We start from the raw sequence: 24828 nt of genomic DNA on the forward strand, positions 1-24828 counted from the left end.
AGCGAAAGCGTCAGGGATTGACGAGGAAGTCGCCGGCACGCGGAGTGTCGGTAATTTCGAGCACCAGCGCGTACGACACCTTTTCGAAGGGCCGGAACACCATCAAGAGGCCGATGCGTTCGTTCGGGAGCTTGATCGTCTCCTTGCGCTCGCCGGTCCGGTCGAGAATAGTTTCGCCGTTCTTCAGGATGGCCAGCACGTGGCCGCTGTCGATGCCGTCGCGCGTGCCCTTGTTGATGGCCACCACCTGGTTCTGCGCCGCGAACTGCACCGCATTGCCATAGACCGAGATGATGCGGCCCTCGACCTGCGTGGAAGGTGCGCGGGGCACGTAGCTCAGCAACTGGCGTGGCGGTTCCGGCAGCAGGCGGTCGCCGGCGCGGATTTCTTCGCGTGCCGCGATGATGTCGATGCTGGCCGGCACCACGGTGATGACGTCCTTGTCCTTGTCGGTCTCGACCGTGGTCGATTCGCCACGCTTGAGCTGGGCTTTGCCCAGGTACTGCGCCTCGTAGCCGAGGATTTCGCCCGTTCCAGGGTCCTTGAGCGGCGTGGCGCTGCGGAACACGCGGAAGTTCTTCAGTGGGCCGGGGGTCTCGAGCAGTGGCGTCTCGGCATTGCCGCGCGCATAGGCACGGTCGCCGCGCGACAGCAGCACGCGGCTGTCGTTGCCGGCAACGATGCGCGGCGCGCTCTGCAGCGTGTCGGAATCCACCACGATCGGCTCGCTGAGGAAGGGCTCGATGATGCTGGGATTGAGCGTGGGCAGCGCCATGCCGGCCAGCGAATCGAAGCGCGTGCGCGGCGACAGCTTGATGGTGCCGCCGTCGCCGCTGCCGCCCGCGCCTCGGCGCATGGTCAGCCGCGCACGGCCCCCGGTCTTGTCCAGGTAGAGGACCTGACCGGGGTAGATGCGGTGCGGATTCGCGATTTCATTGATGTTCATGCCCCACAGTTCCGGCCAGCGCCACGGGCGCAGCAGGTAGAGGCGGGAAATGGCCCACAGCGTGTCGCCGGGCTTTACCGTGTATTCGTCAGGCGCAGTGGGCGCCAGTTCGCTCAACGGAACGCCGTTCTGGGCGGTCTGCTGGGCCGTGGCGCGCTGCTGCGGGGTGACAGGATAGTTTTGCGCCCAGGCCGTCGTGCCGCTGCTGATCACTGCGAGGGCTGCCAACGTGGCGAAAAGGTGCGTGCGCTGGCGGACAGGGGTTCGGAGCTTTTTCATGTCTGGATGGGTGAGCGCACCGAGTATCGGTGCACATACGAATCTCACAATTTGCTACGAATTCTGCGCCCGAAGCCCTTGGGAGGGCAACGTTTTCAGGCGATCCCGGCTCATCGCGTCGCGGAATTGGCGAAAATAGCCACAACTTTTCCCCTTTTTCATGGCCAAACGAATCATTCTGAGTTACCCGGACAAGCGCCTGCACACGGTGGCCAAGCCCGTGCAGGGCGTGGACGCGCGCATCAAGGCGCTGGTTGCCGACATGCTGGAGACCATGTATGACGCCAGCGGCATCGGCTTGGCAGCGACCCAGGTCGACGTGCATGAACGGCTGGTCGTCATCGATGTTTCCGAAGAGCGCAACGAGCCGATCGTTCTCATCAATCCCGAGATTATCTGGGCCAGCGACGAAAAAGTGCTGAACGAAGAAGGCTGCCTGTCGGTGCCCGGCATCTACGACGGCGTCATGCGCTCCACGTCGGTCAAGGTTCAGGCGCTGGACGAGAACGGCGAAATGCGCACCATCGAGGCCGATGGCCTGCTTGCCGTCTGCATCCAGCACGAGCTCGACCACCTCCTGGGCAAGGTGTTCGTCGAATACCTGTCGCCGCTCAAGCGCAACCGCATCAAGAGCAAGCTGCTCAAGCAGCAGCGGGAAGAGGCCAAAGAGGGTCGGGCGTGACCATGCCTTGCCTGCGGCCCTGGGCGGCCGTTCTGGCCGCGGGGCTTGTCGTCGTCCTGGCCGGCTGCGCCAGCGAACCCACGCGCATCGTTCCGGGGACCACGGCGGCCGAAACGCTGCAGCGCCTGGGTGCGCCCACGGGCCGCTATCCGCTCAACGGCGGCGGTGAGCGGCTCCAGTATTCGCGCATGCCGGCGGGTTTCGAAGTCACCGACATCGACGTCGATGCCGCGGGCAAGGTGGTTTCCGTCACCCAGGTGCTCAACGAGGCACGCTTCGGCCACGACATCAAGGTCGACCAATGGCGCCAGAACGAGGTGCTCGCCTTCTATGGCCGGCCCTATGAAACCAGCCGCGTCAGCTCTTTCGACGGCACCGTCTGGACTTGGCGCTACAAGGCGGTGAGCGAGCGCCGAATGCTCTATATCTATATCGATCCGACCGGCGTGGTCCGCCGCTATCACACGGGGGACGATCTCGAACTCGATCGGATCCGCGATTGACCGCGCTGAAAGTCGTTTTCGCGGGCACGCCCGAGTTCGCCCGCGTCGCGCTCGAAGCCATTGCCGCCGCCGGCCATGAAATCACGCTGGTACTGAGCCAGCCCGACCGGCCCGCGGGTCGCGGCATGAAGCTCCAGGCCTCGCCCGTCAAGCAATGCGCCGTGGCCCACAACTGGCCGGTGGCGCAGCCGCGCAGCCTGCGACTGGACGGCAAGTACCCGGAAGATGCCTCAGCCGCACGCGAGGCCCTTCTGGCGGCGCAGCCCGACGTGATGGTGGTCGCCGCCTACGGGCTCATCCTGCCGCAGTGGGTGCTCGACCTGCCGAAGTTCGGCTGCCTCAACATCCACGCCAGCCTGTTGCCGCGCTGGCGCGGCGCAGCGCCGATCCACCGCGCCATCGAAGCCGGCGACGCGCAGACGGGCATCACCATCATGCAGATGGACGCCGGCCTGGACACGGGCGACATGCTGCTGCGCGAAGCGGTCGACATCGGCGGCGACAACACCGCCCGCCTGCACGACCGCCTGGCCGAGCTAGGCGGCCGCATGATCACCCAGGCGCTGGCCGACATCGGCAAGCTGGCGCGCACGCCGCAGCCGGCCGAAGGCATCACCTACGCCAACAAGGTCGAGAAGCAAGAAGCCCAGATCGACTGGAACCAGCCCGCCGACGCCATCGTGCGGCGTGTCCGCGCGTTCGATCCCTTTCCGGGCGCCAACAGCCCGCTCGACGGCGAGACCATCAAGCTCTGGTCCGCGCACGCGGTACCGGGCGAAGTGTCGGCCGCGCCGGGCACCCTCCTGGCCGTGACCGACGCCGGCGTTGCGGTGGCGGCGGCCGGCTCCATCGTGATGGCGACCGAACTCCAGCGTCCCGGCGGCAAGCGCCTGGCCGTGGCCGATTTCCTGCGCGGCTTCGACCTGAAGCCCGGGCAGCGCTTCGGCTGATGTTTCTGTCCGCCGCCATTCGCCGCCGGCCCGAGTTCCGCGCGGGCATCCGCGACATGTCGTCGGCCGCGCTGGGCATCGGCGCCTGGGGCCTGATGACCGGCGTGGCCATGGTCAAGTCGAACATGAGCGTGCTCGAGTCGGTCGCCATGACGCTCTTGGTCTACGCCGGCAGCTCGCAGCTTGCGGCCATTCCGCTGCTGTTTGCGGGGGCGCCGGCATGGGTGATCCTGGCCACGGGCTTTTGCGTCAACCTGCGCTTCGTGGTGTTCAGCCTTCACCTGCGGCCCTACCTGATGCACATGCCGCGCTGGCGCCGCATGACTCACGGCTATCTCACGGCCGACCTCAGCTACGCCCTCTTCACCAGAAAGTACCCCTCGCCACCGCTCGTCGGCGATGAGCAGAAGGCTCAGGAGGCCTACCTCACCGGCAACTACTTCGTGACGTGGTGCTCCTGGATGGGCATGAGCCTGTTGGGCATCGCACTGGCCAATTTCATTCCGCAGAACTGGGGACTCGGCTTTGCCGGCGTGCTGAGCCTGGTGGCCATTGTTTGTTCGATGGCCACCACGCGGCTGCGCGTGCTGGCCGCGCTGATTGCCAGCGTCACTGCCGTAGCCGCCTACGCCCTGCCGCTCAAGCTCAACATCGTGGTGGCCATCGGCGTGGCGGTGCTGCTGTGCTTCTGGCTCGAGAAGCAGTTCGGACTCGATCCCGACGCGGAGGACGACAAGTGAGGGGCACCGACCTGTGGACGCTGGGCGTGATCGTCGGCCTGGCCGCGGTCACCGTGCTCACCCGCTGTTTCTTCTTCATTCTCGACCGGCCCTGGGGCCTGCCCGAGTGGGCGCACCGCGCCCTGCACTACGCACCGGCCGCGGCGCTCGCGGGCGTGATCGCACCCGAAATCGTGATGACCCAGGGGCATCTCATCACCACCCTGCACGACGCCCGCCTGTACGCCGCAGTGGTCGGCGCCGCTTACTACTACTGGCGGCGCGGCGTGTTCGGCACGATGCTGGCGGGCATGGCCGTGTACCTGCCTTTGCACCTGGGGCTCGGCTGGTAGCCGGGTGGCGGGGCCATATCAGTCCAGTTTCACGCCCGCCGCCTGAATGATCTTGCCCCAGCGCTCGCTCTCCGCCCGCGAGAGCGTGTAGAACTCCTGCGGCGTGCCCGGCAGCGCCTCGAAGCCGAACTCCGCGAACAGTTTCGCCACCTTCGGTGCCTTCATCGCCTTGTGCAGTTCACCGTTGATGCGCGCCACCGCGTCGGGCGGCATGCCGGCCGGGCCGATCAGGCCGTGGAATGCATAGGCGTTGACGTCGTTGAAGCCGGCTTCCGTGAAGGTCGGCACATCGGGCAGTGCGCTCGCACGCTGCGGCAGCGCGATCGCCAGCACGCGCACCTTGCCCGCCTTGATGATCGGCAGGCCCGAAGCCAGGTCGAGCATCATCGTCGGCACCTGGCCGCCCATCACGTCGGTCATGGCGGGCGCGGCGCCCTTGTAGGGCACGTGCGTGATGCTGATCCCGGCCTTCTGCTTGAAGAGCTCCATCGCCATGTGGTGCGGCGAGCCGTTGCCCGGCGAGGCGTAGCTCACCTTCTCCGGGTTGGCCTTCACGTAGCGCACGAACTCGGCCACGTTCTTTGCGGGAAAGTCGGGGTGCACGACCAGCGCCACCGGGAAGCGGCCGATGGTGCCGATGTACGTGAAATCGCTCGCGGGCTTGTAGGGCAGCTTGGCGAACATGTGCTCGTTGAAGAGCAGCGCCGCGTTCTCGGCCTGCATGATCGTGTAGCCGTCGGGCTTGGCCTGCATCAGCACCGACACGCCGATGTTGGTGGATGCGCCCGGCCGGTTGTCGATGATCAGCGGCTGCCCGAGCGATAGCTGCATCGCCTCCGCCAATGCGCGCGCCAGGTTGTCGGTGCCGCCGCCGGCCACGTAGGGCACGATCCATTTCACGGGCTGGCTCGGGTAGGCCGCCTGCTGCTGCTGCGCGGATGCAAAGGAGCTGGCGGCCAGCGCGAGGGCTGCGGCCAGGAGGGGAAGGAAGCGTTTCATCGTCTTTTGTCTCCGTTGCTTGTCTTGAAATCGTTCGCGGGTCAATCGCCGCGGAGCGTCTGCCAGAGCTCGCGGTCGCGCTCCGCCGTCCACACCACGGGATGCTCGATGCCGCGCAGCTCGTCATACGCGCGCGATACGTCGAAGGGCAGCACGTGCTGGAACACGGGCCAGGTGCCGAAGCGCGGCGCCATGGCCGCCTCTGCTCGCGCGAAACAGCCCTTGAGCGTTTCGCCTGCGGCAATGCCGGCCTTCACGCTGCCCAGCAACGTCCCGAGAAAAGCCTTGGTGAGCCCGATGGCCTCGGCGCACGCGGCTTCGTCCTGCAGCACCGCGCCGCGTCCCGGCACCAGCACGCTCGGCTTCAGCGCCAGCACGGCGTCGAGCGTGCCGGCCCAGTCGCCGATGTAGGCGTCGCCCGCATACACGCCGCAGTGGTTCTCGACCACGTCGCCCGAGAACAGCACGCCGCAGTCGGGCAGCCACGCCACCGTGTCGCCGCTCGAATGGCCGCGGCCCAGTGCCATCAAGCGAAGCTCACGGCCCAGGCCAGGGCGCGGGCCGAGCCACAGGCTCATCTCGCGCTCGAAGCTCATCGTCGGGAACGTGAGGCCCGGAATCTCTTCCACGCCCGCGAACAGGCGTGGAAAGCGGCCGACCTCCGAATCGAAATCGGCCTGTCCGCGCGTGCGGATCCAGTCGAGCGTGCCGTTGCTCGCGACGATGGCCTCGACCTCGTCGAAGGCACTGGCGCCCATCACGCGCACCGCGTGGTAGTGCGTGAGCACGATGGTCTTGATGGGCTTGTCGGTCACCGTGCGGATGGCCGCGAGAAAGTCGCGCGCCATGCGCGGCGTGGGACGCGTGTCGATCAGCACCACCTGTTCGTCGCCGACAACGAAGCCGCAGTTCGGATCGAAATCGCTGATGTAGCCGTACACGCCGGGCGCGAGTTCCCGCAGCCGGGGTTTCTGCTCACGCGTGTCGGAGGCAGAGGCGAAGGAGACGTTGGCGTTCATGGGGCTTTGCTAGTGGGGGAGTCTTCGACCGCCGCGCGGATGCAGGCCAGCAGCACGTCCTGGTCGCCGCACTGGTTGGCCAGCAGCAATACGAGGCGGGCGTTGAGGTCGGCGCTTTGCGCGCCGTCCAGGCCTTCATGCGCGGCGAGCAAGGCCGCGTAGAAGCCGTCGGGATCGGGGATGCGGGGCTCGGTGATCATTGGGTGGTGTTCAGGGCAAGGGCTGTGCGCAACGCATTGGCGACCGATTCGGCAGTGGCCTGCGCGAGCAGCGCCGCGCGATAGGCATCGGGACGCACGAGCACAAAGCTGCCCGGATCGCCGATGCCCAGATGGCTGGTGAGCCGATCGTCGGCTTGCAGCGTCGGCAGGTCGCTGTCGCCGCCGATGGCCAGCAGCCGCAAGGGGAGCGATGCCGTTGCCTCCATGGCCGCCTTGGCCCGGTCGGGTGTCGGGGAAAGCCATAGTCCGAGGCACTGCGTGCCCTCCGCCAGCAACTGCATCAGCGTCGTCTCGCGCCCATCGGCCCAGCGCAGCGGCAGGTTCTGCACGGTGCGCCCACCCTCGGGCAATTGGGGCGCGGATGGATAGTCATTGGCGACCGACATGCGGCCGGTGTTCACCAGCGCCCGCGCGAACGGGTAGCGCGCAGCCAGCGCCACCACGGCGCGGCGCAGCGTGTGCTCGGCCGGCGAACGCGGCGCGAGGAAGCGCGCCGAGCGGCTCGTCACTTCGAGGTTCTGCCGTGCCGCGGGCTGGCGTTCGGCGTTGTAGCTGTCGAGCAGCGCGTCGCCGGCCTGCCCTTGTGCGACCAGCGCGAGCTTCCATCCGAGGTTCGCGGCGTCCTGGATGCCGCTGTTGCCGCCGCGGGCGCCGAAGGGGCTCACCACGTGCGCAGCGTCACCGATGAAGAACACGTGGCCGTGGCGGAAGCTGTCGAGCAGGTGGTCGCGGTAGCCGTACGGGCCGATCCACACAAACTCGAACTCCACACCCGGCCCGAGCCGCGCGCGCAGCCGCGCGCCCGCCACTTCGGGCTGGCTGATGGTGGCCGGATCGCAGTCCTCGGGCATCTGGTAGTCGATGCGCCACACGCCATCGGCCATCAGGTGCTGCCACACGCCACGGCCTTCGTTGAAAGGGGCGTCGACCCAGGTCCATCGTTCGACCGGCAAAGGCTTCTTGAAGCGCACGTCGCTGATGCACCAGCGGTCGGTGCTACGCGACGAATGCGTATCGATGCCGAGCTGCGTGCGGATCGGGCTGTTGGCGCCCGTGGCGTCGATCAGCCGGTCGGCCTCGATCGTGTAGCGGCCCGCGGGCGTCTCGACGTCGATGCGCACGCCGTCGCCGAGCGGCTCCACGCGCGTCACCCGGCTCTTCCACCGCAGGTCGGTGAGGCCGAGCTCGAGAATGCGCTCGACCAGGAACCACTCGAGATAGAACTGCTGCAGGTTGATGAACGGCGGCTGCCTGGAGACGCTGTTCGCTTGCAGGTTGAAGTTGTAGACCTCCTGTTCGCCCGAGAAGGTGCGCCCGAACGACCACGTGACGCCCTTGGCCGCGATGCGCTCGTAGATGCCCAGGCGCTCGAAAATCTCAAGGCTCTTCTGCGCATAGCAGATGCCGCGCGACGAGGCGCCGCGCACGCCGACGGTGTCGTCTTCGTCCAGCAGCACGGCACGCACCCCGCGTTGCGCCAGGTCGCAGGCCAGCGTGAGGCCCGAGGGCCCGGCGCCAACGATCACGATCGGGTGCCGAACGATCCGGGGGTTGCCCAGTTCGGGCGGCGGCGTGAAGGGCCAGCTCGGAAGCTCGTAGGCCGGCGCAAATGCAAAGCTTTCCATGTTTCTTCTACAGCGCGTGCGCGAATTCGGCGATGGCATCCGCTGCCTTGGGCACCAGCTCGGGCTGACCTGCGAGATAGTGATTGCCGCCCCCGATATCGACGTTGCGGATGCGCGCGCCGCCCGCGGCAAGCCACGCATCGCGCGTGCTCGGAAAGGTCGATTGGTCGCCCGTGTAGGTCAGCAGCAGATTGGGCACCGTGGTGCGTGCGAGGTTGGTGGGCCCGTCGGCCTGCGAGCGCGACGACCATTGCGAAAGAAAGGCCGTGAGCGAGGTGGTGCGCCCCATCGCGTTGGCCGAATAGTTCACCTGCCGCGCATCGCCCCACACGCTGCCCGGCAGGCGGTCGTTGGCGTCGAGCGAAAGATCGACGCAGCGCGGATCGGCGTGCGTGCGGTAGACGATGAAGGCCTGGTCGCGCGGAGCGCCCGGCGTGTTCCGAAGCAATGCGAGGCGGTCGACGCACCACTGCTCGATGCGATCGAGCCGTGCCTTCTGCGCGGCGCTGAAGCGCATCAGAAAGTCGGCGTCGTAGGGCACGCGGCGGCGCGGGTCGTACATGTCGAGCTCGGGGTCCACCGAAAGCGGGTCGTGCTCGTCGGTGACCGAGGGATCGATCCAGTCGCGCATCAGCCGCGTGCGGCCCAGGTGCGCGGCGCACAGCGCAATGCCGTCCACCGGCGGCAGGTCGCTCGGGTGCAGGTGGGTCGGGTCGCCGTCGGGAAAATGCGTGGCCGTGAGCTTCTCGGCCTGCGCCTGGTAGAAGCTCGCGAGCGCCGCGCCGCCCGAGTTGCCGATGAGAAACACCTTTTCGTAGCCGGCCGCGCGCAGGTACTGCACGCCGGCGCCCAGGTCCTGGATCGCGCGCTCCATCAAGAGCACCGTGTCGTTCCCCACGTAGCGCGAGTTCAGCCCCATGCAGCAGATACCGCGCTCGGCCAGCGGGCCGATCAGGTAATGGCCCATGAAGTTGCTGGTCGGGTGCATCACGATGGCCGCGATCTTTTTCGGCCCCAGCGGCGCGCGAAACGCGCCGTAGATGCGCGGGCGCAGCATCTGCAGGCCCGACTGGCTTTCCATGGCCGCGCCGGGTTTCACATCGATGACGGCGAGTTGCAGTTCAGACATTCGCATCGCCTTTCGCTGCACGAAGCTCCGCCTTGCGTGCGGTCCACGCATCGAGGTCCGCGCGGGCGCGCCGCGCATGCGCATCCATCTCGGCCTGCGGCACGGTCGGCGTGGTGAGTTCCACGCGGATGCCGTTGGGGTCGAAGAAATAGATCGACTCGATGATGTGGTGGTCGGTCACGCCCAGCACTTCCACGCCCGCGCCTTCGAGCCGCGCCTTGGCAGCCAGAAGGTCTTCGACGGAATCCACGCGCAGTGCAATGTGGTTCACCCACGCGGGCGTGTTGGGCGAAGGCAGTGCGGCCACGTCGTCGCCCAGGTCGAAGAAGGCGATGTACGAGCCATCGCGCATCTGAAAAAAGATGTGCACGTAGGGGCAGTACTCGCCCGTGCTCGGCACGTGGTCGCTCTTGATGACGTGGGCGAGCGGCAGGCCCAGCAGGTCCTCGTAGAAGCGGCGGGTTTCCTCGCTGTCGCGGCAGCGCCAGGCGAAATGGTGCAGCCCGCGAACTGGCGGGGCCGCGTTGGCAGTCGTCGGCATGGCTTGTCTCCGGTAAGCCGTGATTGGGCGATGTCGCGTCTTATGATGCAATCGAAATTAATTCATCCATTGATGAAATAGTCATATGAATCTGACCCTGCGCCAATTGCGCGCCTTCGCGGCCGTGGCCGAAACCGGCAGCTTCACCGCCGCGGCGCAGCAGCTGCACCTCACGCAGTCGGCGCTCAGCGTGCTGGTACGTGAGCTCGAGCGCGAAATGGGCGTTCAACTGCTCGACCGCCACACGCGCCGCGTGCAGCTCTCGGAGGCCGGCCGCGAGTTCCTGCCCTCGGTGCACCGGCTGCTCGGCGACCTCACGACCGCGGTAGCTGGCGTGACGGATTTGCGTGACAAGAAGAAAGGTGTGTTGCGTCTTGCAGCGCCGCAACTCATGGCCTGCACCCTGATGCCGCGCGTGATTGCGGTCTACCGCCAGGCCTATCCCGATGTCGACGTGCGCCTGGCCGACACGCTGCCGGAGCACCTGCTGGCCGGCGTGATGGCCGGCGACGTGGAGCTTGCGGTGGGGCAGGACGTGGCGGTGGATGCCGCCATCGAGCGCCGCACGCTCCTGCGCGACCGGCACTGGCTGATCTGCCCGCCCGGCCATGCCTTTGCCAAGCGCCGCAAGGTGCGTTGGCACGAGTTGGAGCCCTACACCTTCATTGCGCCCACGCGGGACTTTCGCCAGCGCGTGCTGCCCGAACTGGCGCCCGCAGAGCGCGACTACATGCTGCGCCCGGCGACGCAGGAGGTGTCGTACATGACCACGGCGCTCGGCATGGTGGCGTCGGGCCTGGGGCTCACCGTGTGCCCCACCTATTCGGCGCCGCTGGTGCGCGCCCACGGCCTGCAAATGGTGCGGCTGGAGTCGCCCGACTTTCATCGCGAGGTCTGCGTCTACAGCGCTGCCCGGCGCTCCCTCTCGCCCGCCGCCGCGAGCTTTGTCGAGGTCCTCGAACGCTTTGCCCGGGAGCAGCAAAAAGGCGGCTGAAAGCATCGGCGTGCGGCATGACTCGGGTAGGGCCCTCGCGGGGCGAAACCTACAATGCGGGCGACTTGTCTTCCACCACCTCCAGATCCATGAACGTCATTCGATTCACCGACCTCTGCGCGCAGGGCAAGGCCGCCGGCCAGCGCGTCTTCATCCGTGCCGACCTCAACGTGCCGCAGGACGACGCGGGCAACATCACCGAAGACACGCGCATTCGCGCCTCGGTGCCCTGCATCCAGCTGGCGCTCGATTCCGGCGCCGCCGTGATGGTCACCTCGCACCTGGGCCGCCCGACCGAAGGCGAATTCAAGCCCGAGGACTCGCTGGCTCCCGTGGCCAAGCGCCTGGGCGAACTGCTGGGCCGCGAGGTTCCGCTGGTGGCCAACTGGGTCGACGGCGTCGATGTGAAGCCCGGACAGGTCGTGCTCCTCGAGAACTGCCGCGTCAACAAAGGCGAAAAGAAGAACGACGAAGCGCTGGCCCGCAAGCTCGCCGCGCTCACCGACATCTACGTGAACGACGCCTTCGGCACCGCCCACCGCGCCGAAGCCACCACCTACGGCATTGCGCAGTTCGCCAAGATTGCAGCCGCCGGCCCACTGCTCGCGGCCGAGATCGACGCCATCTCCAAGGCGCTGGCCTTGCCCAAGCGGCCGCTGGTGGCCATCGTGGCGGGCTCCAAGGTGAGCACCAAGCTCACCATCCTCAAGAGCCTGTCGGCCAACGTCGACCAGTTGATCGTCGGCGGCGGCATTGCCAACACCTTCATGCTCGCGGCCGGCCTCAAGATCGGCAAGTCGCTGGCGGAGCCCGACCTCATCGACCAGGCCAAGGCGGTGATCGAATCCATGCGCGCGCGCGGCGCCGACGTGCCGATTCCGGTGGACGTGGTCACGGCCAAGACTTTTGCGGCCGACGCGCCCGCCACGGTGAAGGACGCAAACGACGTGGCCGACGATGACCTGATCCTGGACATCGGCCCCAAGACCGCCGCGCAACTGGCCGCGCAACTGCGCGAAGCCGGCACCATCGTTTGGAACGGCCCGGTGGGCGTGTTCGAGTTCGATGCCTTCGCGGGCGGCACCAAGGCCATCGCGCAAGCCATCGCCGACAGCAGCGCCTTCTCGATCGCCGGCGGTGGCGACACGCTCGCGGCCATTGCCAAGTACGGCATCGAAAAGCAGGTCGGCTACATCTCGACCGGCGGCGGCGCGTTTCTCGAAGTGCTCGAGGGCAAGACGCTGCCGGCTTTCCAGATTCTTTCAAAGCGTGCCGCGGGCTGATTTTTCACGCGGCGCGCGCCGCGTCTACTTCCTGTAGTCACATAAAGTGTATACAGTAGAGAATACAAAATGGAGACTAGCTCAATGATCACGGATCGCCTTCCTCGCCACGCCACCAAGATCGTCGCCACGCTCGGCCCGGCGTCCAATACGCCCGAGCTGCTGGAACAGATGATCCTGAACAAGGTCAGCGTGGTGCGGCTCAATTTCAGCCATGGCACGGCGCAGGACCACATCGACCGCGCCGCCATGGTGCGAGAGGCTGCCCGCAAGACGGGCCGCGAAGTGGCGATCATGGCCGACCTGCAGGGCCCCAAGATCCGTGTCGGCAAGTTTGCGCAAGGCAAGGTCTGGCTCGAGCCCGGCGCCAAGTTCGTGCTCGACGCCTCGCGCACCGAACCCGGCGACACCGACGCGGTCGGCCTCGACTACAAGGACCTGCCGCGCGACGTGCGCCCCGGCGACAAGCTGCTGCTGAACGACGGCCTCATCGTGCTCACGGTCGACGCGGTGCGCGGCGAGGCGGTGCACACCACCGTCAAGCTGGGCGGCGAGCTCTCCAACAACAAGGGCATCAACAAGCAGGGCGGCGGCCTCACGGCGCCGGCGCTCACGGCCAAGGACATGGAAGATATCAAGACCGCGATGAGCTTCCAGGCCGACTATGTGGCGGTGAGCTTTCCCAAGAACGCCACCGACATGGAAATGGCGCGCCAGCTGTGCAACGTGGCGGCGGCCGAATTCGGCCACAAGCCGGGCCTGATCGCCAAGATCGAGCGTGCCGAGGCCATTCCCAAGCTGGAAGAAATCCTGCGCGCAAGCGACGGCATCATGGTGGCGCGCGGCGATCTCGCGGTGGAGGTGGGCAATGCCGCCGTGCCCGCGCTGCAGAAAAAGATGATCCGCATGGCGCGCGACATGGACAAGGTGGTGATCACCGCGACCCAGATGATGGAGTCGATGATCACCAACCCCGTGCCCACGCGCGCAGAGGTGAGCGACGTGGCCAATGCCGTGCTCGACGGCACCGATGCCGTGATGCTCTCGGCCGAAACCGCCTCGGGCCGCTACCCGCTCGAAACCGTGCAGGAGATGAGCCGCATCTGCGAAGCCGCCGAATCGGCCGAGGACAAGATGCTCGATGCCGACTTCAGCGGCAAGACCTACAGCCGCATCGACCAGTCGATTGCCATGGGCGCGCTGTTCACCGCCCATCATCTCGGCGCCAAGGCCATCGTGGCGCTCACCGAGTCGGGCTCCACGCCGCTGTGGATGAGCCGCCACCGCGCGCACATTCCGATGTACGCACTGACCTCGCGCCTTGCCACGCAGCGCAGGATGGCGCTCTACCGCAACGTGCGCCCGCTGTTGATGGATTCGGAAAGCGACCGCGACACCGCGCTCGAGCAGGCCGAAGCCCACCTGAAGAAGCGCGGCATCGTGCAGACCGGCGATGTCTACGCAATCACCTGCGGTGAGCCGATGGGCGCCCCGGGCGGCACCAACATGCTCAAGATCTGCCGCGCCAGCTGATTGATCGAGCGGGCATCGACGATGTCTCGAGCGCCGGAAGGGCGGGGGACATCAAATGGGCAATTTGCTACATCCAAGGCGATGCTGCCGGCCTTGCTGACGCGCTGTCCGTTGCAGGGTGCGGCGTTCCGCCGGGTGTGTCGGATTTCAACCCTTCCAACGCATAGACGTCGATAAGTTCACGATCGGCGGGAAAAGGCGTGTGGGTTTTGAATCGACCCCAAGAAATCCTGCGTGACACTGCGGATGTGATCGCGACATCCGGAAGGGCAGGAACATCAATGAAGCAATTGCGTGCATTCAAAGCGCTGCTGCTGGCCTTGGCGGCGGCGGTGTCCGTTGCAGGGTGCGGCGTTCTGCCGGGGGGATCGAATTTCAACTCCTCGACGACAGCGTCATGCGCGGTTCAGAGCGCCGAAGCCCGGCCGCCGAAACACCCCATCGTCGAACTGGCGTGGTGCATCGCGCGGACGGATGACCTTTCCGATCCAAACCGCCTGTTTCATGAGACGCTGGAGATCAAGAACGACCGGGACTACAGCGAGTCCAGAAACGTCCCTTGGCGAATCTCGGCGGGGGCGGGGAATGCAGAAGAGCTTCAACATTTGCCAGCGGGCGTCAGCAACTTTTACTACACGCGTGCGGATGACGACAGACCAAGAATTGGGGGGAAAAGGTACTTCAGCTTTGCCGTCGACATCAGGAAATCATGCGTGACACTGGCGGATGTGATCGCCACCTTCGGCGATGGCTTTACCGTCTCGCCACACCGTACCGTAGCGCCTGCTGTGGCGTTGCCAGGGGTGGTGCCATCGCCGCCCTTTCAAACAGGAAAGCTCCAGGGCATCTTCTATGTCACTCCCCGCTTCTTCAAGGGGCCCAGCAACGGGCGAGTTGAATTCGATTTCAGCTACTACGAATGCGTGGGACGCATTACCGTCCAGCGCGACCTCGAATCATTGAAAAATCAGAGGGAGGAAGGCAAGAAATGAGCACGATTACCACAGCCATCACAGCAGAGTGGATGGCCGACAAAAATAACAAATTCAAGGCGTACAACATTTCGCCGGACGCACTCGCGATGATCAACAGGTCGGAAACCCTCAAGGCCGACATGCGCGCTTACGCAGCCAGTGACTACACCGTCGCTGCAGAGGTCAATCCCAGGACCGGTGCGGGCGAGTACAGCACGCCGATGAGCAAGGACTTCCCAGGCTACCTCCACATCGCCTCCGACCGCTTCGACACCTCCGAAGGCACGGTCAGCATCCTGGCCCACGAACTCGGGCACTTTCGCGTTGAAGAACCCAATGCCGCCATCGCGACCGCGCGCTCCAACGCCCTGACGGGAAAAGACAAGGCCGCTTACGAGAGCGCCTGCCACCTGACCGAAGGCTACGCCCACTACAACGAAGTCAAAGTGCGCGATGAGATCCTGGAAACCAATCGCTTGGCTGCCGAACTCGAACAACGGCCCCTCACGGAACAGGAAGTTCAACTGAAATCCCGCTGGCGCGGTGAAGGGGTGTACGGCAGCCGGGGCGAAGGCCAGGACCATCTGATCGCCAGACGCATTTCCGATGCCGCACGGGAAGAACCCGGCCACATGACGGCCACTCAGGTCATGGAGGCGGCCGCCTTTGCGCTGGCTCAGAACAACAGGGGCAACATCACATCTAACACCAGGCAAACCTACGGCCAATTCTGTGACGTCGAAGCGAGCCGCATGCTGCCTCGTGCCGCGCCTGTAGGAGCAATGGGCGAAGCGCAACGCACGCCGCAGACGTCATCCAAGGAGCTCTCACCCACCGACGACCTGTCCGCATTTCTGGACCGCATGCTGAGCGCCGATGACGCCACCTTCAGAAGAATGCAACAGACGTTGGCGGACCTGCCGCCGGGCCGCGAGGTGATCGCAGAGGGAATTGCGGAGGTGGATCGCCAGGAGCAATGGGTTGCGCAACAACAGGCGCAAGCGCAGCAGCAGCCTGCAATGGAGGCGCCGGTGATGGTCATGCGCCATTGAACCCATCGATGCACGGAACAGGCGAGGCAAATAAAAGTGAACGATCAAACCATGCTGGCCTTGGCCAGCAAGATGAGCGCACTGGTCGAAAAGTTCGAGCGCCAATGCGAGCAATCCGGCTCGGAACTTCAGAGGCTTTCCCAACAGGTGCCGGGCGTGGTGCGCCAGGCCGTCAACGAACAGCTGAACCGGCTGCCAGAGGCGGTGCTTGCAGATGTTCGCGGCGGCATCGAGCGGCCGGTTTCCGACTATGAACGGCGCCTGCGCGAAGCAGGCGAACAAATCCATCAGGCTTCCCTTGCCTTGAGCGCGCAGTTCCGACGTGCCGAGGCGTTGCACCGCCATCTGATCTGGAAGGTTGCAGGCATCACGTTGGGCAGCCTGGTGTTGATGCTGGGGGGCAGTGTTTGGTTATCGAGTCACTACTACGACGAGATCGCAAAGAACCAGATTGCTGCCACATTGCTCAAGGCTTACAACGAGGCCGATGTCACGCTGTGCGAGGGACACTTGTGCGTCAGGGCGGACAAGTCCGCCAAGCCCTCTGGGGAGTATGTGCGCGTCAAACCGCGCTGACGGAGCGGCACAAATCGTCGAAAGGATAGACGGGCTCGGCGGGTGCCTACATGACGGAGATCTGCCGCGCGAGCCGAGTTCGCTCAGCCGTTGCGGAAGAGGAAACTGTAGGCGTTTAGCGCCGGCACGCCGCCGAGGTGCGCATACAGCACCTTCGAGCCGGCCGGGAATTCGCCCAGGCGCACCTTCTCGATCATTCCGTGCATCGACTTGCCCTCGTACACGGGGTCGGTCAGCATGCCTTCCAGGCGCGCGCAAAGCCGGATCGATTCCAGCGTGCCGTCGTTGGGCAGACCGTATTCAGGGCCGCCGAAACGGCGGTCGAGCACCACGTCCTTGTCGGTGATGTCGCGGCCCAGTTCGACCAGTTCGGCCGTGTTCCTGGCAATGCGCACGATCTGCTCGAAGGTCTGCTGCGGCTTGGCCGATGCGTCGATGCCGATCACGCGGTCGGCCCGGCCATCGGCCGCAAAGCCCACCACCATGCCGGCCTGCGTGCTGCCCGTGACCGAGCAGGTCACGATGTAGTCGAACTTGAAGCCCAGCTCGGCTTCCTGCTGGCGCACTTCCTCGGCAAACCCGACGAAGCCGAGCCCGCCGTAGCGGTGCTCCGAGCAGCCGGCCGGAATGGGAAAGGGCTTGCCGCCGGCCTTGCGCACGTCGTCCATGGCTTCTTCCCAGCTCTTGCGGATGCCGATGTCGAAGCCCGCGTTGTCCAGCCGCACATCGGCGCCCATGATGCGTGACATCTCGATGTTGCCGACGCGGTCGTACACCGCGTCCGAATAGTTGACCCAGTTCTCCTGCACCAGCACGCACTTCATGCCCAGGTGCGCGGCCACGGCGGCCACCTGGCGGGTCTGATTCGACTGGATGCCGCCGATCGACACCAGCGTGTCGTAGCCACCCTCGAGCGCCTCGGGAATCAGGTATTCGAGCTTGCGTGTCTTGTTGCCGCCAAAGGCAAGGCCGCTGTTGCAGTCCTCGCGCTTGGCGTAGAGCTCGACTTCGCCGCCCAGATGCGCGCTCAGGCGCTTGAGCGGATGGATCGGCGTGGGGCCGAAGGTCAGGGCATGGCGGGGAAATTTCTCGAGGTTCATCGATGTGCTCCAGAGGAAATGAAAAAAGGGGAGAGGAATGACATCGATCGTAGAAAGAAGGCGAAGAAACGTGGTTGCAAACTTCGGTGGAAATACGAGCAAAAAAAAGACAAGATCGACAGATCGAGTGTTTTTGGTTTGCAAAGGAAGAGATGAGCACAACAAAGTTGCGTACCACGCCGGCGCAGGCGGCCGAAGCGGCGACGGTGGAGCTCGACCGCACGGATCGCGCAATTCTTCGCGCCCTGCAGCGCGATGCCTCGGTGTCGAACGTGGCGCTGGCGGCCAAGGTCAATCTCAGCGCGCCGGCCTGCCTGCGCCGGGTCGAGCGGCTCAAGGCGGCGGGGCTCATCCAGGGCATCGTGGCATTGCTCGATGCCAAGGCCCTGGAGCTGGGCATGCTGGTGATGATCGGCGTGGTCCTCGACCGCTCGACGCCCGACTCGTTCGCCGATTTCGAGAAGGCCGCGCAAAAGGTGTCCGGCTGCCTGGAATGCCATGTGGTCACGGGCGAGTTCGACTACTTCATGCTCGTGCGAACGCGCGACAACGACAGCTTCAACCGCCTGCACGCCGAGCAGTTGCTGTACCTGCCCGGCGTGCGGCAGATCCGGACTTTCGTGGTGCTCAAGCAGGTGCTGTCGACCACGCAACTGCCGATCTAGAGGCATCCGCCACGCCCATCCTGGTACCTTGAGGTACCTGTCAGTGCCGTCCCACAAGGGGGCTCGATAGAATTGCGGCAGTTTTCTCTCGTCTTTCCGCCTTCTTTTTTCCCTATTTCCGCGAGGTATTTCCCATGGCACTCGTCTCGATGCGCGAACTGCTGGACCACGCAGCCGCCAACGGCTACGGCATTCCGGCCTTCAACGTCAACAACCTGGAACAGGTCCAGGCCGTCATGGAGGCCGCCAAGGAAACCGGCGCGCCCGTCATCCTGCAGGCCAGCGCCGGTGCCCGCAAATACGCCGGTGAAGCCTTCATCAAGCACCTGATCCAGGCCGCGATCGAGCAGTACCCGAACATCCCCCTGGTCATGCACCAGGACCATGGCCAGAACCCCGACGTCTGCAAGGGCGCCATCGACCTGGGCTTCAGCTCGGTGATGATGGACGGCTCGCTCGAGGCCGACGGCAAGACCATTGCAAGCTACGACTACAACGTGGACGTCACCAAGAAGGTGTCGGACATGGCCCACCGCCTGGGCGTGACCGTCGAAGGCGAGCTCGGCTGCCTGGGCTCGCTGGAGACCATGAAGGGCGACAAGGAAGACGGCCACGGCACCGACGACACCATGACGCGCGAGCAGCTGCTGACCGATCCCGAGCAGGCCGCCGACTTCGTCAAGCGCACCCAGATCGACGCGCTGGCCATTGCCATCGGCACCAGCCACGGCGCCTACAAGTTCACGCGCGAGCCCACCGGCGACATCCTGGCGATCGACCGCATCAAGGAAATCCACCGCCGCATTCCCAACACCCATCTGGTGATGCACGGCTCGTCGAGCGTGCCGCAGGAACTGCTGGCCATCATTCGCCAGTACGGCGGCAACATGAAGGAAACCTACGGCGTGCCCGTGAAGGAAATCCAGGAAGCCATCAAGCACGGCGTGCGCAAGATCAACATCGACACCGACATCCGCCTGGCGATGACCGGCGCGGTGCGCAAGTTCCTGGCCGAGAACCCCGAGAAGTTCGACGCCCGCGAATGGCTCAAGCCCGCGCGCGAAGCCGCCAAGCTGATCTGCAAGCAGCGCTACATTGAGTTCGGCTGCGAAGGCCAGGGCGCCAAGATCAAGGGCGACACGCTGCAGGTCGTGGCCGCCAAGTACGCCAAGGGCGAGCTCGCGCAAGAAGTCGTCTAAAGAAACTTTTTTCGCGATTCGCAGGCCACCGTTCGCGGTGGCTTTTTTCTGCGCGCACAATCCGTTTTTCCCGTCACGCCACCCGTTTTCGCACAGCACGCCCCATGACCACCGTCCACACCTCCTCCATCCAGAGCCTGCCCCTGCTTGCGCGCGGCAAGGTGCGCGACAACTACGCCGTCGGAGAGGACCGCATCCTGATGGTCGCGAGCGACCGGCTCAGCGCCTTCGACGTGATCATGGGCGAGCCGATCCCGGGCAAGGGCGAAATCCTGACGCAAATGGCGCTGTGGTGGTTCGACCGCCTGGGCCAGCTGTGCCCCAACCATCTGACCGGCGACGCGCCCGAAAGCGCGGTCACGCCCGAAGAGGTGCCGCAGGTCACGGGCCGCTCGATGCTGGTCAAGCGCCTGACGCCGATCCCGGTCGAGGCGGTGGTGCGCGGCTATCTGGCCGGTAGCGGCTGGAAGGAATACCAGGAAAGCCGCTCGGTCTGCGGCGTGCCGCTGCCCGAAGGGCTCACCAACGCCAGCAAGCTGCCGCGCCCGATTTTCACGCCCGCCGCCAAGGCGGCTGCCGGCGAGCATGACGAGAACATCAGCTACGACCGCGTCGTCGAGATCGTCGGCCCCAAGCTGGCGCAGCAGATTCGCGAGACCAGCCTGGAGATCTACGAAACCGCCGCGCAAATCGCGCTGGCCAAGGGAATGATCATTGCCGACACCAAGTTCGAGTTCGGCCTGGACGAAGCCGGCACGCTGGTGCTGATGGACGAAGTGCTCACCCCCGACAGCTCGCGCTACTGGCCGGTCGAGGGCTACCAGGCCGCGCTGTCCGCCGGCACCAATCCGCCGAGCTACGACAAGCAGTTCGTGCGCGACTGGCTCGAAGCCACCAAGATCAATGGCAAGCCCTGGGACAAGACGCCGCCGGCGCCGCGCCTGCCGGCCGAAGTCATCGAGAAGACCGCGGCCAAGTACCGCGAAGCGCTGGAACGCCTCACCGGCTGACGAAAAAAAGGAGCGCGAAGAGCGCTCCCGGCGGCAGCCTTCAGTGCATCGCCGCGTTCAGCGTGGCCACGGTCCGGCCGCTCGCATCGAGCAGCGCGAGCTGCCCGGGCCCGGCGAGCCGGTAGCTCGCGGTGGTCTGAAGCGCCGAGATGAACTGCGCCTCATTGGCGCCGCGCACCGGGTCCGCGCAGGCCATGCGGGTCGATGCCAGCTGGCCGATGCGCAGCGTGATGCCGCTGCGCGTGAACGAACCCGAGACGCGGTTGCAGCCGCCCGATCCGCTGACGCGGCCGCTGCTGCGGTCGAACTGGATCTGCGCATCGCCGCCGGTCGCCACGGGTTCGCCGCCCAGTTGCGCGAGACGCCAGACCGGACCTTCGATCGGCTCGTCGAGGCTGATGCCGCTGCCGCAGGCGGACAGGGCGGCGGCCAGCAGTGCGGTCGCGAGGGCGGGGAGCGCGAGACGGGCGAGGGAGCGCATGGCCGATTTTTCCTTCTCAATTGCAACAAGTTGAATCGGCGCCATCGTATGCGACGCCGCCTGGGCTCGCCAAGACGGCGCCGCCCGCCACTATGGTGCGCACGACCTTGCACACGCTGACTGACGTCGACGGCGGATTGAAAGCAACAAAAAAAAGCGACTCGGGAGTCGCTTTTTGGGAACTGCGCATTCGGAGATGCGCAAATTCGTCGATCAGCTCAGCACCACGCTGCTGAGGCGCCGGCGGTAGGTGGCTACCACCGGATCGTCTGGCGGGATCTGCCCGTCGGCTACCTTGATCTTCGGCGGCTCGATCAGATCGAGGATCGCAATGTAGGTCTTGCGCGCGAGCTCTTCGTTCCAGCTCTTGTCGCGCATGAGGATTTCGAGCAGCTCGTCCATGGCATCGGTCCAACGCTGCGCATCCATCAGCAGCTGCGCACGGCCAAAGCGGGCGTCGAAGTCGCGCTTGCTGGCGGCAATTTTGGCGTCGAAGTCGGCCAGCGTGGGCGCCGGGCCTGAAGGCGGCGCCGCAAAATCGATCGCATCCATCCAGCGCCGAAGCGAATCGAAGCGGCGCACCAGCGTGGTCTTGGCGATCACCGGTGCAAAGGCCACTTTGGCCTCGTCGATGCGGCCCATCTGAAGGAGCAGCTTGACGTAGTCGAAGCGGGCGTCGTCGTTGGCCGGATCGGTGGCCACGGCATGCTGCAGCCGCTCCAGCGCACCTTCGGTGTCGCCCTCGGCCAGGGCGTCCTGGGCCGCGGCTCCTTCGGAAGCCGCCTCGGCTTCGTCGGCGCCGGGCACGTGCTTGTCGAGGAATTCACGGATTTTCTCAGCCGGAATGGCACCGACGAAGCCGTCGACCGGCTGGCCGTCCTTGAACATCACGCAAAACGGAATGCTGCGCACGCCGAACATTTCGGACAGCTGCGACGAAATCTGCGGCACCTTGTCGGCGTCGAGCTTGGCCAGCGTGAAACGGCCGGCGTACTCGGTTTCGAGCTTTTCGAGCACCGGGCCGAGCTGTTTGCAGGGTCCGCACCACTCGGCCCAGATGTCGAGCAGCACCGGCGTGGCGACCGAACCTTCGATCAGTTCGGCCTGAAAATTTTCGAGAGTGATGTCGATCATCGGAACCAGCTGGGGGTGAAACGTAAAATTGAAACCATGAACGAAACCATTCAGGTCGGTGTAGTGATGGGCTCGAACTCCGATTGGGAGACGATGCGCAACGCGGTCGAGATTCTCCAGCAATTCGGGATCCAGCACGAAGCGAAGGTGGTCTCGGCCCACCGCATGCCCGATGCGCTCTTCGCGTACGCCGAAAGTGCCGCCGGGCGCGGGCTCGCCGCCATCATCGCGGGCGCGGGCGGCGCGGCTCACCTGCCGGGCATGCTGGCCTCCAAAACCACGGTGCCGGTGCTCGGCGTGCCGGTGGCCAGCCGTCACTTGCAGGGTGTCGATTCGCTCTACAGCATCGTGCAGATGCCCAAGGGCGTGCCGGTGGCCACCTTTGCCATCGGCAATGCGGGCGCTGCCAACGCGGCGCTGTTCGCGGTGTCGATGCTGGCGGTGAACGACCCGGCGCTGCGCGCCAGGCTCGATGCCTTCCGCGCCGCGCAGACGGCCGCGGCCGAAGCCATGGCGCTGCCGCCGCCGGTGGACGGCGCCGCCGTATCCCCCTTTTCGCCCCAGGGCGGAGGTGCGCTATGACCAACAACGGCCTGCCCATTCTTCCGGGCGCCACGCTCGGCGTGCTTGGTGGCGGCCAGCTGGGCCGCATGTTTGCCCATGCCGCCCAGCGCATGGGCTATTTCACGGCCGTGCTCGACCCCGATTCCGACAGCCCGGCCGGCCGCGTGAGCCATCACCACATCCACACCGACTACGCCGACGTCGACGGCCTGGCGCGGCTCGCAGGCCTGGCCGATGCGGTCACGACCGAGTTCGAGAACGTGCCGGCCCCCTCGCTGGACAAGCTGTCGGCCGCCCGGCCCGTGTCGCCCGATGCCGCCGCCATTGCCATCGCGCAGGACCGCATCGCCGAAAAGGCCCATTTCACGCGCTGCGGCGTGGCCTGCGCACCGTACGCGGTCATCGAGACCGCGGCCCAGCTCGCGGCCGGTGAAGACGGGCTGATGCCCGGCATTCTCAAGACCGCGCGCCTCGGCTACGACGGCAAGGGGCAGCAGCGTGTGACCACGCGTGCCGAGCTGGTCGACGCCTGGCAGGCCGCGCACTGCGTGCCCTGCGTGCTCGAGAAGATGCTGCCGCTGGAGTTCGAATGCTCGGTCATCGTCGCGCGCGGCCGCGACGGGCAGATCGTGTACTTTCCGCCCCAGCGCAACCTGCACCGCGACGGCATCCTGGCCGTGACCGAGGTGCATGCGCAGAACATGCCCAAGACCGTGGCGCAGGCGGCCATCAATTCCGCCAAGAGCATCGCCACCGGGCTCAACTATGTCGGCGTGCTGTGCGTCGAATTCTTCGTGCTGACCGACGGCTCGCTGGTGGTGAACGAAATGGCCCCGCGGCCGCACAACAGCGGCCACTACACCATGGAAGCCTGCGACGTGTCGCAGTTCGAGCTGCAGGTGCGCACGCTCGCGGGTCTGCCGCTGGCCCAGCCGCGCCAGCACAGCCCGGCGATCATGCTGAACCTGCTCGGCGACCTGTGGTTCACCGCGGGCGGCAGCAAGCCGGCCTCACCGCGCTGGAGCGACGTGCTCGCGTTGCCGGGCGTGCACCTGCACCTGTACGGCAAGATCGAACCGCGTCGCGGCCGCAAGATGGGCCACCTGACCCTCACCGGCGCCACGCTGGAAAGCGTGCGAGCCGCGGCTTCCCAGGCCGCCACGCTGCTCGGCCTGCCGCCCCTTACGGCGGCCGATTTCGCATGATCCTCGACGGGCAGGATCCCCACGCCATTGCCGAAGCCGTTCGCGTGCTGCGCGCGGGCGGGCTGGTCGCGTTTCCGACCGAAACCGTCTACGGGCTGGGCGCCGATGCCACCAGCGACATGGCGGTGGGCGGAATCTTCAAGGCCAAGGGCCGGCCGGCCGACCATCCGCTGATCGTCCACGTGGCGGCCGGCATCAAGGGCACCGAGTCGTTGTCGCGCTTTGCGCAGCCGCTGCCGCCCTTCGCGCAGAAGCTGGTGCAGGCCTTCTGGCCCGGTCCCCTGACGCTGATCGTCACGCGCCAGCCTGGCGTGGCTGGCGCGGCGGCCGGCGGGCAGGACACCATCGGCCTGCGCTGCCCTTCGCATCCGGTGGCACAGGCGCTGCTCGAGGCCTGCGCCGAGCAGGGCGTGCCGGGCCTCGCCGGGCCGAGCGCCAACCGCTTCGGCCGCGTCAGCCCGACCACCGCGCAGCACGTGGTCGACGAATTTGGCGACTCATTGCCGGTGATCGACGGCGGCGCCTGCGAGGTGGGCATCGAATCGACCATCGTCGACTGCAGCCGCGGCGCGCCGGTGCTGCTGCGCCCGGGCCTGATCACGCGTGCGCAGATCGAGGCCGCCCTCGGCGAGCGCCTCAGCAACCGCGAGGTGCTCGAAACGCCCGACCCGCGCGCCCCGGGCACTCTGGAGGCGCACTACGCGCCCAACGCCAAGCTGCGGTTGATGGACGCCAAGGCGATCCAGACCGCGCTCGACGTGCTCGGCGCGGGTGCCGCCAACATCGCGGTGTGGTCGCGCGCCGAGCTACGCAGCCCATCGCAGCGCGTGCTGCAGCGGCGCATGCCTGACGATGCAGTGGCCAGCGCGCACCAGCTGTTTGCGGTATTGCGCCAGTTCGACGCAGAGGGCGTCAAGCTGATCTGGGTCGAGACCCCGCCCGACACGCCCGAATGGGAAGGCGTACGCGACCGCCTCCAGCGCGCGTCCCTGAGCTAACCCCCAGTCTTCGCGCACTTCGTGTCGCTTCGCCAACCCCCTTGCAGGGGGCAATGCCAGTGGCCCGGCAGAGCCGGTTCCACGGCATTTATGG

The 24828-nt window shown here is 66.1% G+C and carries 27 protein-coding genes; 17 read left to right on the forward strand and 10 right to left on the reverse strand.

The genetic code is table 11. The annotated features are described in order from the left end of the window. Nucleotides 1–10: 10 nt before the first annotated feature. A complete protein-coding gene (locus tag BLR24_RS21235) occupies nt 11–1225 on the reverse strand; it encodes a LysM peptidoglycan-binding domain-containing protein (RefSeq protein WP_093020508.1) in 1215 nt (404 codons plus the stop codon). A 160-nt stretch (nt 1226–1385) separates the two neighbouring features. Here BLR24_RS21235 and def point away from each other — a divergent pair, with 160 nt between their 5' ends. From def to BLR24_RS21260, 5 genes are read left to right on the forward strand one after another with little or no spacing between them, the layout of a single operon-like run. Further along, entirely contained in the window at nt 1386–1907 is a 522-nt protein-coding gene (def, locus tag BLR24_RS21240; protein WP_093020510.1) for a peptide deformylase, read from the forward strand. A gap of 2 nt (nt 1908–1909) precedes the next feature. Then, nucleotides 1910–2410, forward strand: a complete 501-nt coding sequence (locus BLR24_RS21245) for a hypothetical protein (protein ID WP_093020512.1) — start codon at nt 1910–1912, stop codon at nt 2408–2410. Next, nucleotides 2407–3360 (forward strand): methionyl-tRNA formyltransferase, encoded by a 954-nt coding sequence (fmt, locus tag BLR24_RS21250; protein ID WP_093020514.1) that lies wholly within the window; start codon nt 2407–2409, stop codon nt 3358–3360. Before BLR24_RS21245 ends, fmt begins: the two co-directional genes overlap by 4 nt. Further along, a complete protein-coding gene (locus BLR24_RS21255; protein WP_093020516.1) occupies nt 3360–4100 on the forward strand; it encodes an AzlC family ABC transporter permease in 741 nt (246 codons plus the stop codon). Before fmt ends, BLR24_RS21255 begins: the two co-directional genes overlap by 1 nt. After that, entirely contained in the window at nt 4097–4432 is a 336-nt protein-coding gene (locus BLR24_RS21260; RefSeq protein WP_093020518.1) for an AzlD domain-containing protein, read from the forward strand. The genes BLR24_RS21255 and BLR24_RS21260 overlap by 4 nt, the downstream gene beginning before the upstream one ends. 18 nt (nt 4433–4450) lie before the next feature. Here BLR24_RS21260 and BLR24_RS21265 read toward each other — a convergent pair whose 3' ends face one another. The 6 genes from BLR24_RS21265 to BLR24_RS21290 are packed head-to-tail and all read right to left on the reverse strand — an operon-like array spanning nt 4451 to nt 9966. Continuing rightward, entirely contained in the window at nt 4451–5431 is a 981-nt protein-coding gene (locus tag BLR24_RS21265; protein ID WP_093020520.1) for a Bug family tripartite tricarboxylate transporter substrate binding protein, read from the reverse strand. A gap of 41 nt (nt 5432–5472) precedes the next feature. After that, a complete protein-coding gene (locus BLR24_RS21270) occupies nt 5473–6450 on the reverse strand; it encodes an MBL fold metallo-hydrolase (RefSeq protein ID WP_093020523.1) in 978 nt (325 codons plus the stop codon). Further along, nucleotides 6447–6650, reverse strand: a complete 204-nt coding sequence (locus BLR24_RS21275; protein WP_093020525.1) for a DUF2783 domain-containing protein — start codon at nt 6648–6650, stop codon at nt 6447–6449. Before BLR24_RS21275 ends, BLR24_RS21270 begins: the two co-directional genes overlap by 4 nt. Beyond that, nucleotides 6647–8296 (reverse strand): FAD-dependent oxidoreductase, encoded by a 1650-nt coding sequence (locus tag BLR24_RS21280; protein ID WP_093020527.1) that lies wholly within the window; start codon nt 8294–8296, stop codon nt 6647–6649. The genes BLR24_RS21275 and BLR24_RS21280 overlap by 4 nt, the downstream gene beginning before the upstream one ends. Nucleotides 8297–8303: 7 nt before the next feature. After that, the gene (locus BLR24_RS21285) at nt 8304–9425 is read right to left on the reverse strand and encodes an alpha/beta hydrolase family protein (RefSeq protein ID WP_093020529.1); all 1122 of its coding nucleotides are present in this window, start codon (nt 9423–9425) and stop codon (nt 8304–8306) included. Continuing rightward, the gene (locus BLR24_RS21290) at nt 9418–9966 is read right to left on the reverse strand and encodes a VOC family protein (protein WP_093020531.1); all 549 of its coding nucleotides are present in this window, start codon (nt 9964–9966) and stop codon (nt 9418–9420) included. The genes BLR24_RS21285 and BLR24_RS21290 overlap by 8 nt, the downstream gene beginning before the upstream one ends. An 85-nt stretch (nt 9967–10051) precedes the next feature. Here BLR24_RS21290 and BLR24_RS21295 point away from each other — a divergent pair, with 85 nt between their 5' ends. The 6 genes from BLR24_RS21295 (at nt 10052) to BLR24_RS21320 (ending at nt 16378) form a co-directional block, all read left to right on the forward strand. Beyond that, nucleotides 10052–10960 carry a LysR family transcriptional regulator gene (locus BLR24_RS21295; protein WP_093020533.1) on the forward strand — a complete coding sequence of 303 codons (909 nt, stop codon included), beginning with the start codon at nt 10052–10054 and terminating at the stop codon, nt 10958–10960. Nucleotides 10961–11049: 89 nt separating this feature from the next. Then, nucleotides 11050–12243 (forward strand): phosphoglycerate kinase, encoded by a 1194-nt coding sequence (locus BLR24_RS21300; RefSeq protein ID WP_093020535.1) that lies wholly within the window; start codon nt 11050–11052, stop codon nt 12241–12243. An 84-nt stretch (nt 12244–12327) separates the two neighbouring features. After that, a complete protein-coding gene (gene pyk, locus BLR24_RS21305; RefSeq protein WP_021012969.1) occupies nt 12328–13776 on the forward strand; it encodes a pyruvate kinase in 1449 nt (482 codons plus the stop codon). Between the two features lie 281 nt (nt 13777–14057). Continuing rightward, nucleotides 14058–14768: a hypothetical protein gene (locus tag BLR24_RS21310; protein ID WP_093020537.1), complete on the forward strand. Its 711-nt coding sequence runs from the start codon at nt 14058–14060 to the stop codon at nt 14766–14768. Further along, nucleotides 14765–15802 carry a hypothetical protein gene (locus tag BLR24_RS21315; protein ID WP_139188783.1) on the forward strand — a complete coding sequence of 346 codons (1038 nt, stop codon included), beginning with the start codon at nt 14765–14767 and terminating at the stop codon, nt 15800–15802. The genes BLR24_RS21310 and BLR24_RS21315 overlap by 4 nt, the downstream gene beginning before the upstream one ends. A 36-nt stretch (nt 15803–15838) precedes the next feature. Further along, nucleotides 15839–16378 (forward strand): hypothetical protein, encoded by a 540-nt coding sequence (locus tag BLR24_RS21320; protein WP_093020541.1) that lies wholly within the window; start codon nt 15839–15841, stop codon nt 16376–16378. An 83-nt stretch (nt 16379–16461) separates the two neighbouring features. Here the strand turns inward: BLR24_RS21320 and BLR24_RS21325 are convergent, their stop codons facing one another. Further along, nucleotides 16462–17478 (reverse strand): 1-aminocyclopropane-1-carboxylate deaminase, encoded by a 1017-nt coding sequence (locus BLR24_RS21325; RefSeq protein ID WP_093020543.1) that lies wholly within the window; start codon nt 17476–17478, stop codon nt 16462–16464. 152 nt (nt 17479–17630) lie between these two features. On the opposite strand from BLR24_RS21325, the gene BLR24_RS21330 reads away from it, so the two are divergent. The 3 genes from BLR24_RS21330 (at nt 17631) to BLR24_RS21340 (ending at nt 20352) form a co-directional block, all read left to right on the forward strand. Continuing rightward, nucleotides 17631–18143, forward strand: coding sequence for an Lrp/AsnC family transcriptional regulator (locus BLR24_RS21330; RefSeq protein WP_093020545.1), 513 nt, complete (start codon nt 17631–17633; stop codon nt 18141–18143). Between the two features lie 134 nt (nt 18144–18277). Beyond that, nucleotides 18278–19342 (forward strand): class II fructose-bisphosphate aldolase, encoded by a 1065-nt coding sequence (gene fba, locus BLR24_RS21335; RefSeq protein WP_013544161.1) that lies wholly within the window; start codon nt 18278–18280, stop codon nt 19340–19342. A 104-nt stretch (nt 19343–19446) separates the two neighbouring features. Further along, nucleotides 19447–20352, forward strand: a complete 906-nt coding sequence (locus tag BLR24_RS21340; protein WP_093020547.1) for a phosphoribosylaminoimidazolesuccinocarboxamide synthase — start codon at nt 19447–19449, stop codon at nt 20350–20352. Between the two features lie 40 nt (nt 20353–20392). On the opposite strand, the gene BLR24_RS21345 is transcribed toward BLR24_RS21340, so the two are convergent. Together BLR24_RS21345 and BLR24_RS21350 are read right to left on the reverse strand one after the other, a co-directional pair. Next, nucleotides 20393–20833: an META domain-containing protein gene (locus tag BLR24_RS21345; RefSeq protein ID WP_093020650.1), complete on the reverse strand. Its 441-nt coding sequence runs from the start codon at nt 20831–20833 to the stop codon at nt 20393–20395. A 213-nt stretch (nt 20834–21046) separates the two neighbouring features. After that, nucleotides 21047–21967 carry a tetratricopeptide repeat protein gene (locus tag BLR24_RS21350; RefSeq protein WP_093020549.1) on the reverse strand — a complete coding sequence of 307 codons (921 nt, stop codon included), beginning with the start codon at nt 21965–21967 and terminating at the stop codon, nt 21047–21049. Nucleotides 21968–22003: 36 nt separating this feature from the next. On the opposite strand from BLR24_RS21350, the gene purE reads away from it, so the two are divergent. The 3 genes from purE to BLR24_RS21365 are packed head-to-tail and all read left to right on the forward strand — an operon-like array spanning nt 22004 to nt 24734. Beyond that, the gene (gene purE, locus BLR24_RS21355) at nt 22004–22549 is read left to right on the forward strand and encodes a 5-(carboxyamino)imidazole ribonucleotide mutase (protein ID WP_093020550.1); all 546 of its coding nucleotides are present in this window, start codon (nt 22004–22006) and stop codon (nt 22547–22549) included. Then, nucleotides 22546–23736, forward strand: a complete 1191-nt coding sequence (locus BLR24_RS21360; protein WP_093020552.1) for a 5-(carboxyamino)imidazole ribonucleotide synthase — start codon at nt 22546–22548, stop codon at nt 23734–23736. The genes purE and BLR24_RS21360 overlap by 4 nt, the downstream gene beginning before the upstream one ends. Continuing rightward, on the forward strand, nt 23733–24734 hold the full coding sequence (locus BLR24_RS21365; RefSeq protein ID WP_093020554.1) for an L-threonylcarbamoyladenylate synthase: 1002 nt from the start codon (nt 23733–23735) through the stop codon (nt 24732–24734). Before BLR24_RS21360 ends, BLR24_RS21365 begins: the two co-directional genes overlap by 4 nt. The last annotated feature ends 94 nt before the right edge of the window (nt 24735–24828 follow it).

This window comes from Variovorax sp. OV700, assembly GCF_900099805.1.
Taxonomy (GTDB): Bacteria; Pseudomonadota; Gammaproteobacteria; order Burkholderiales; family Burkholderiaceae_C; genus Variovorax.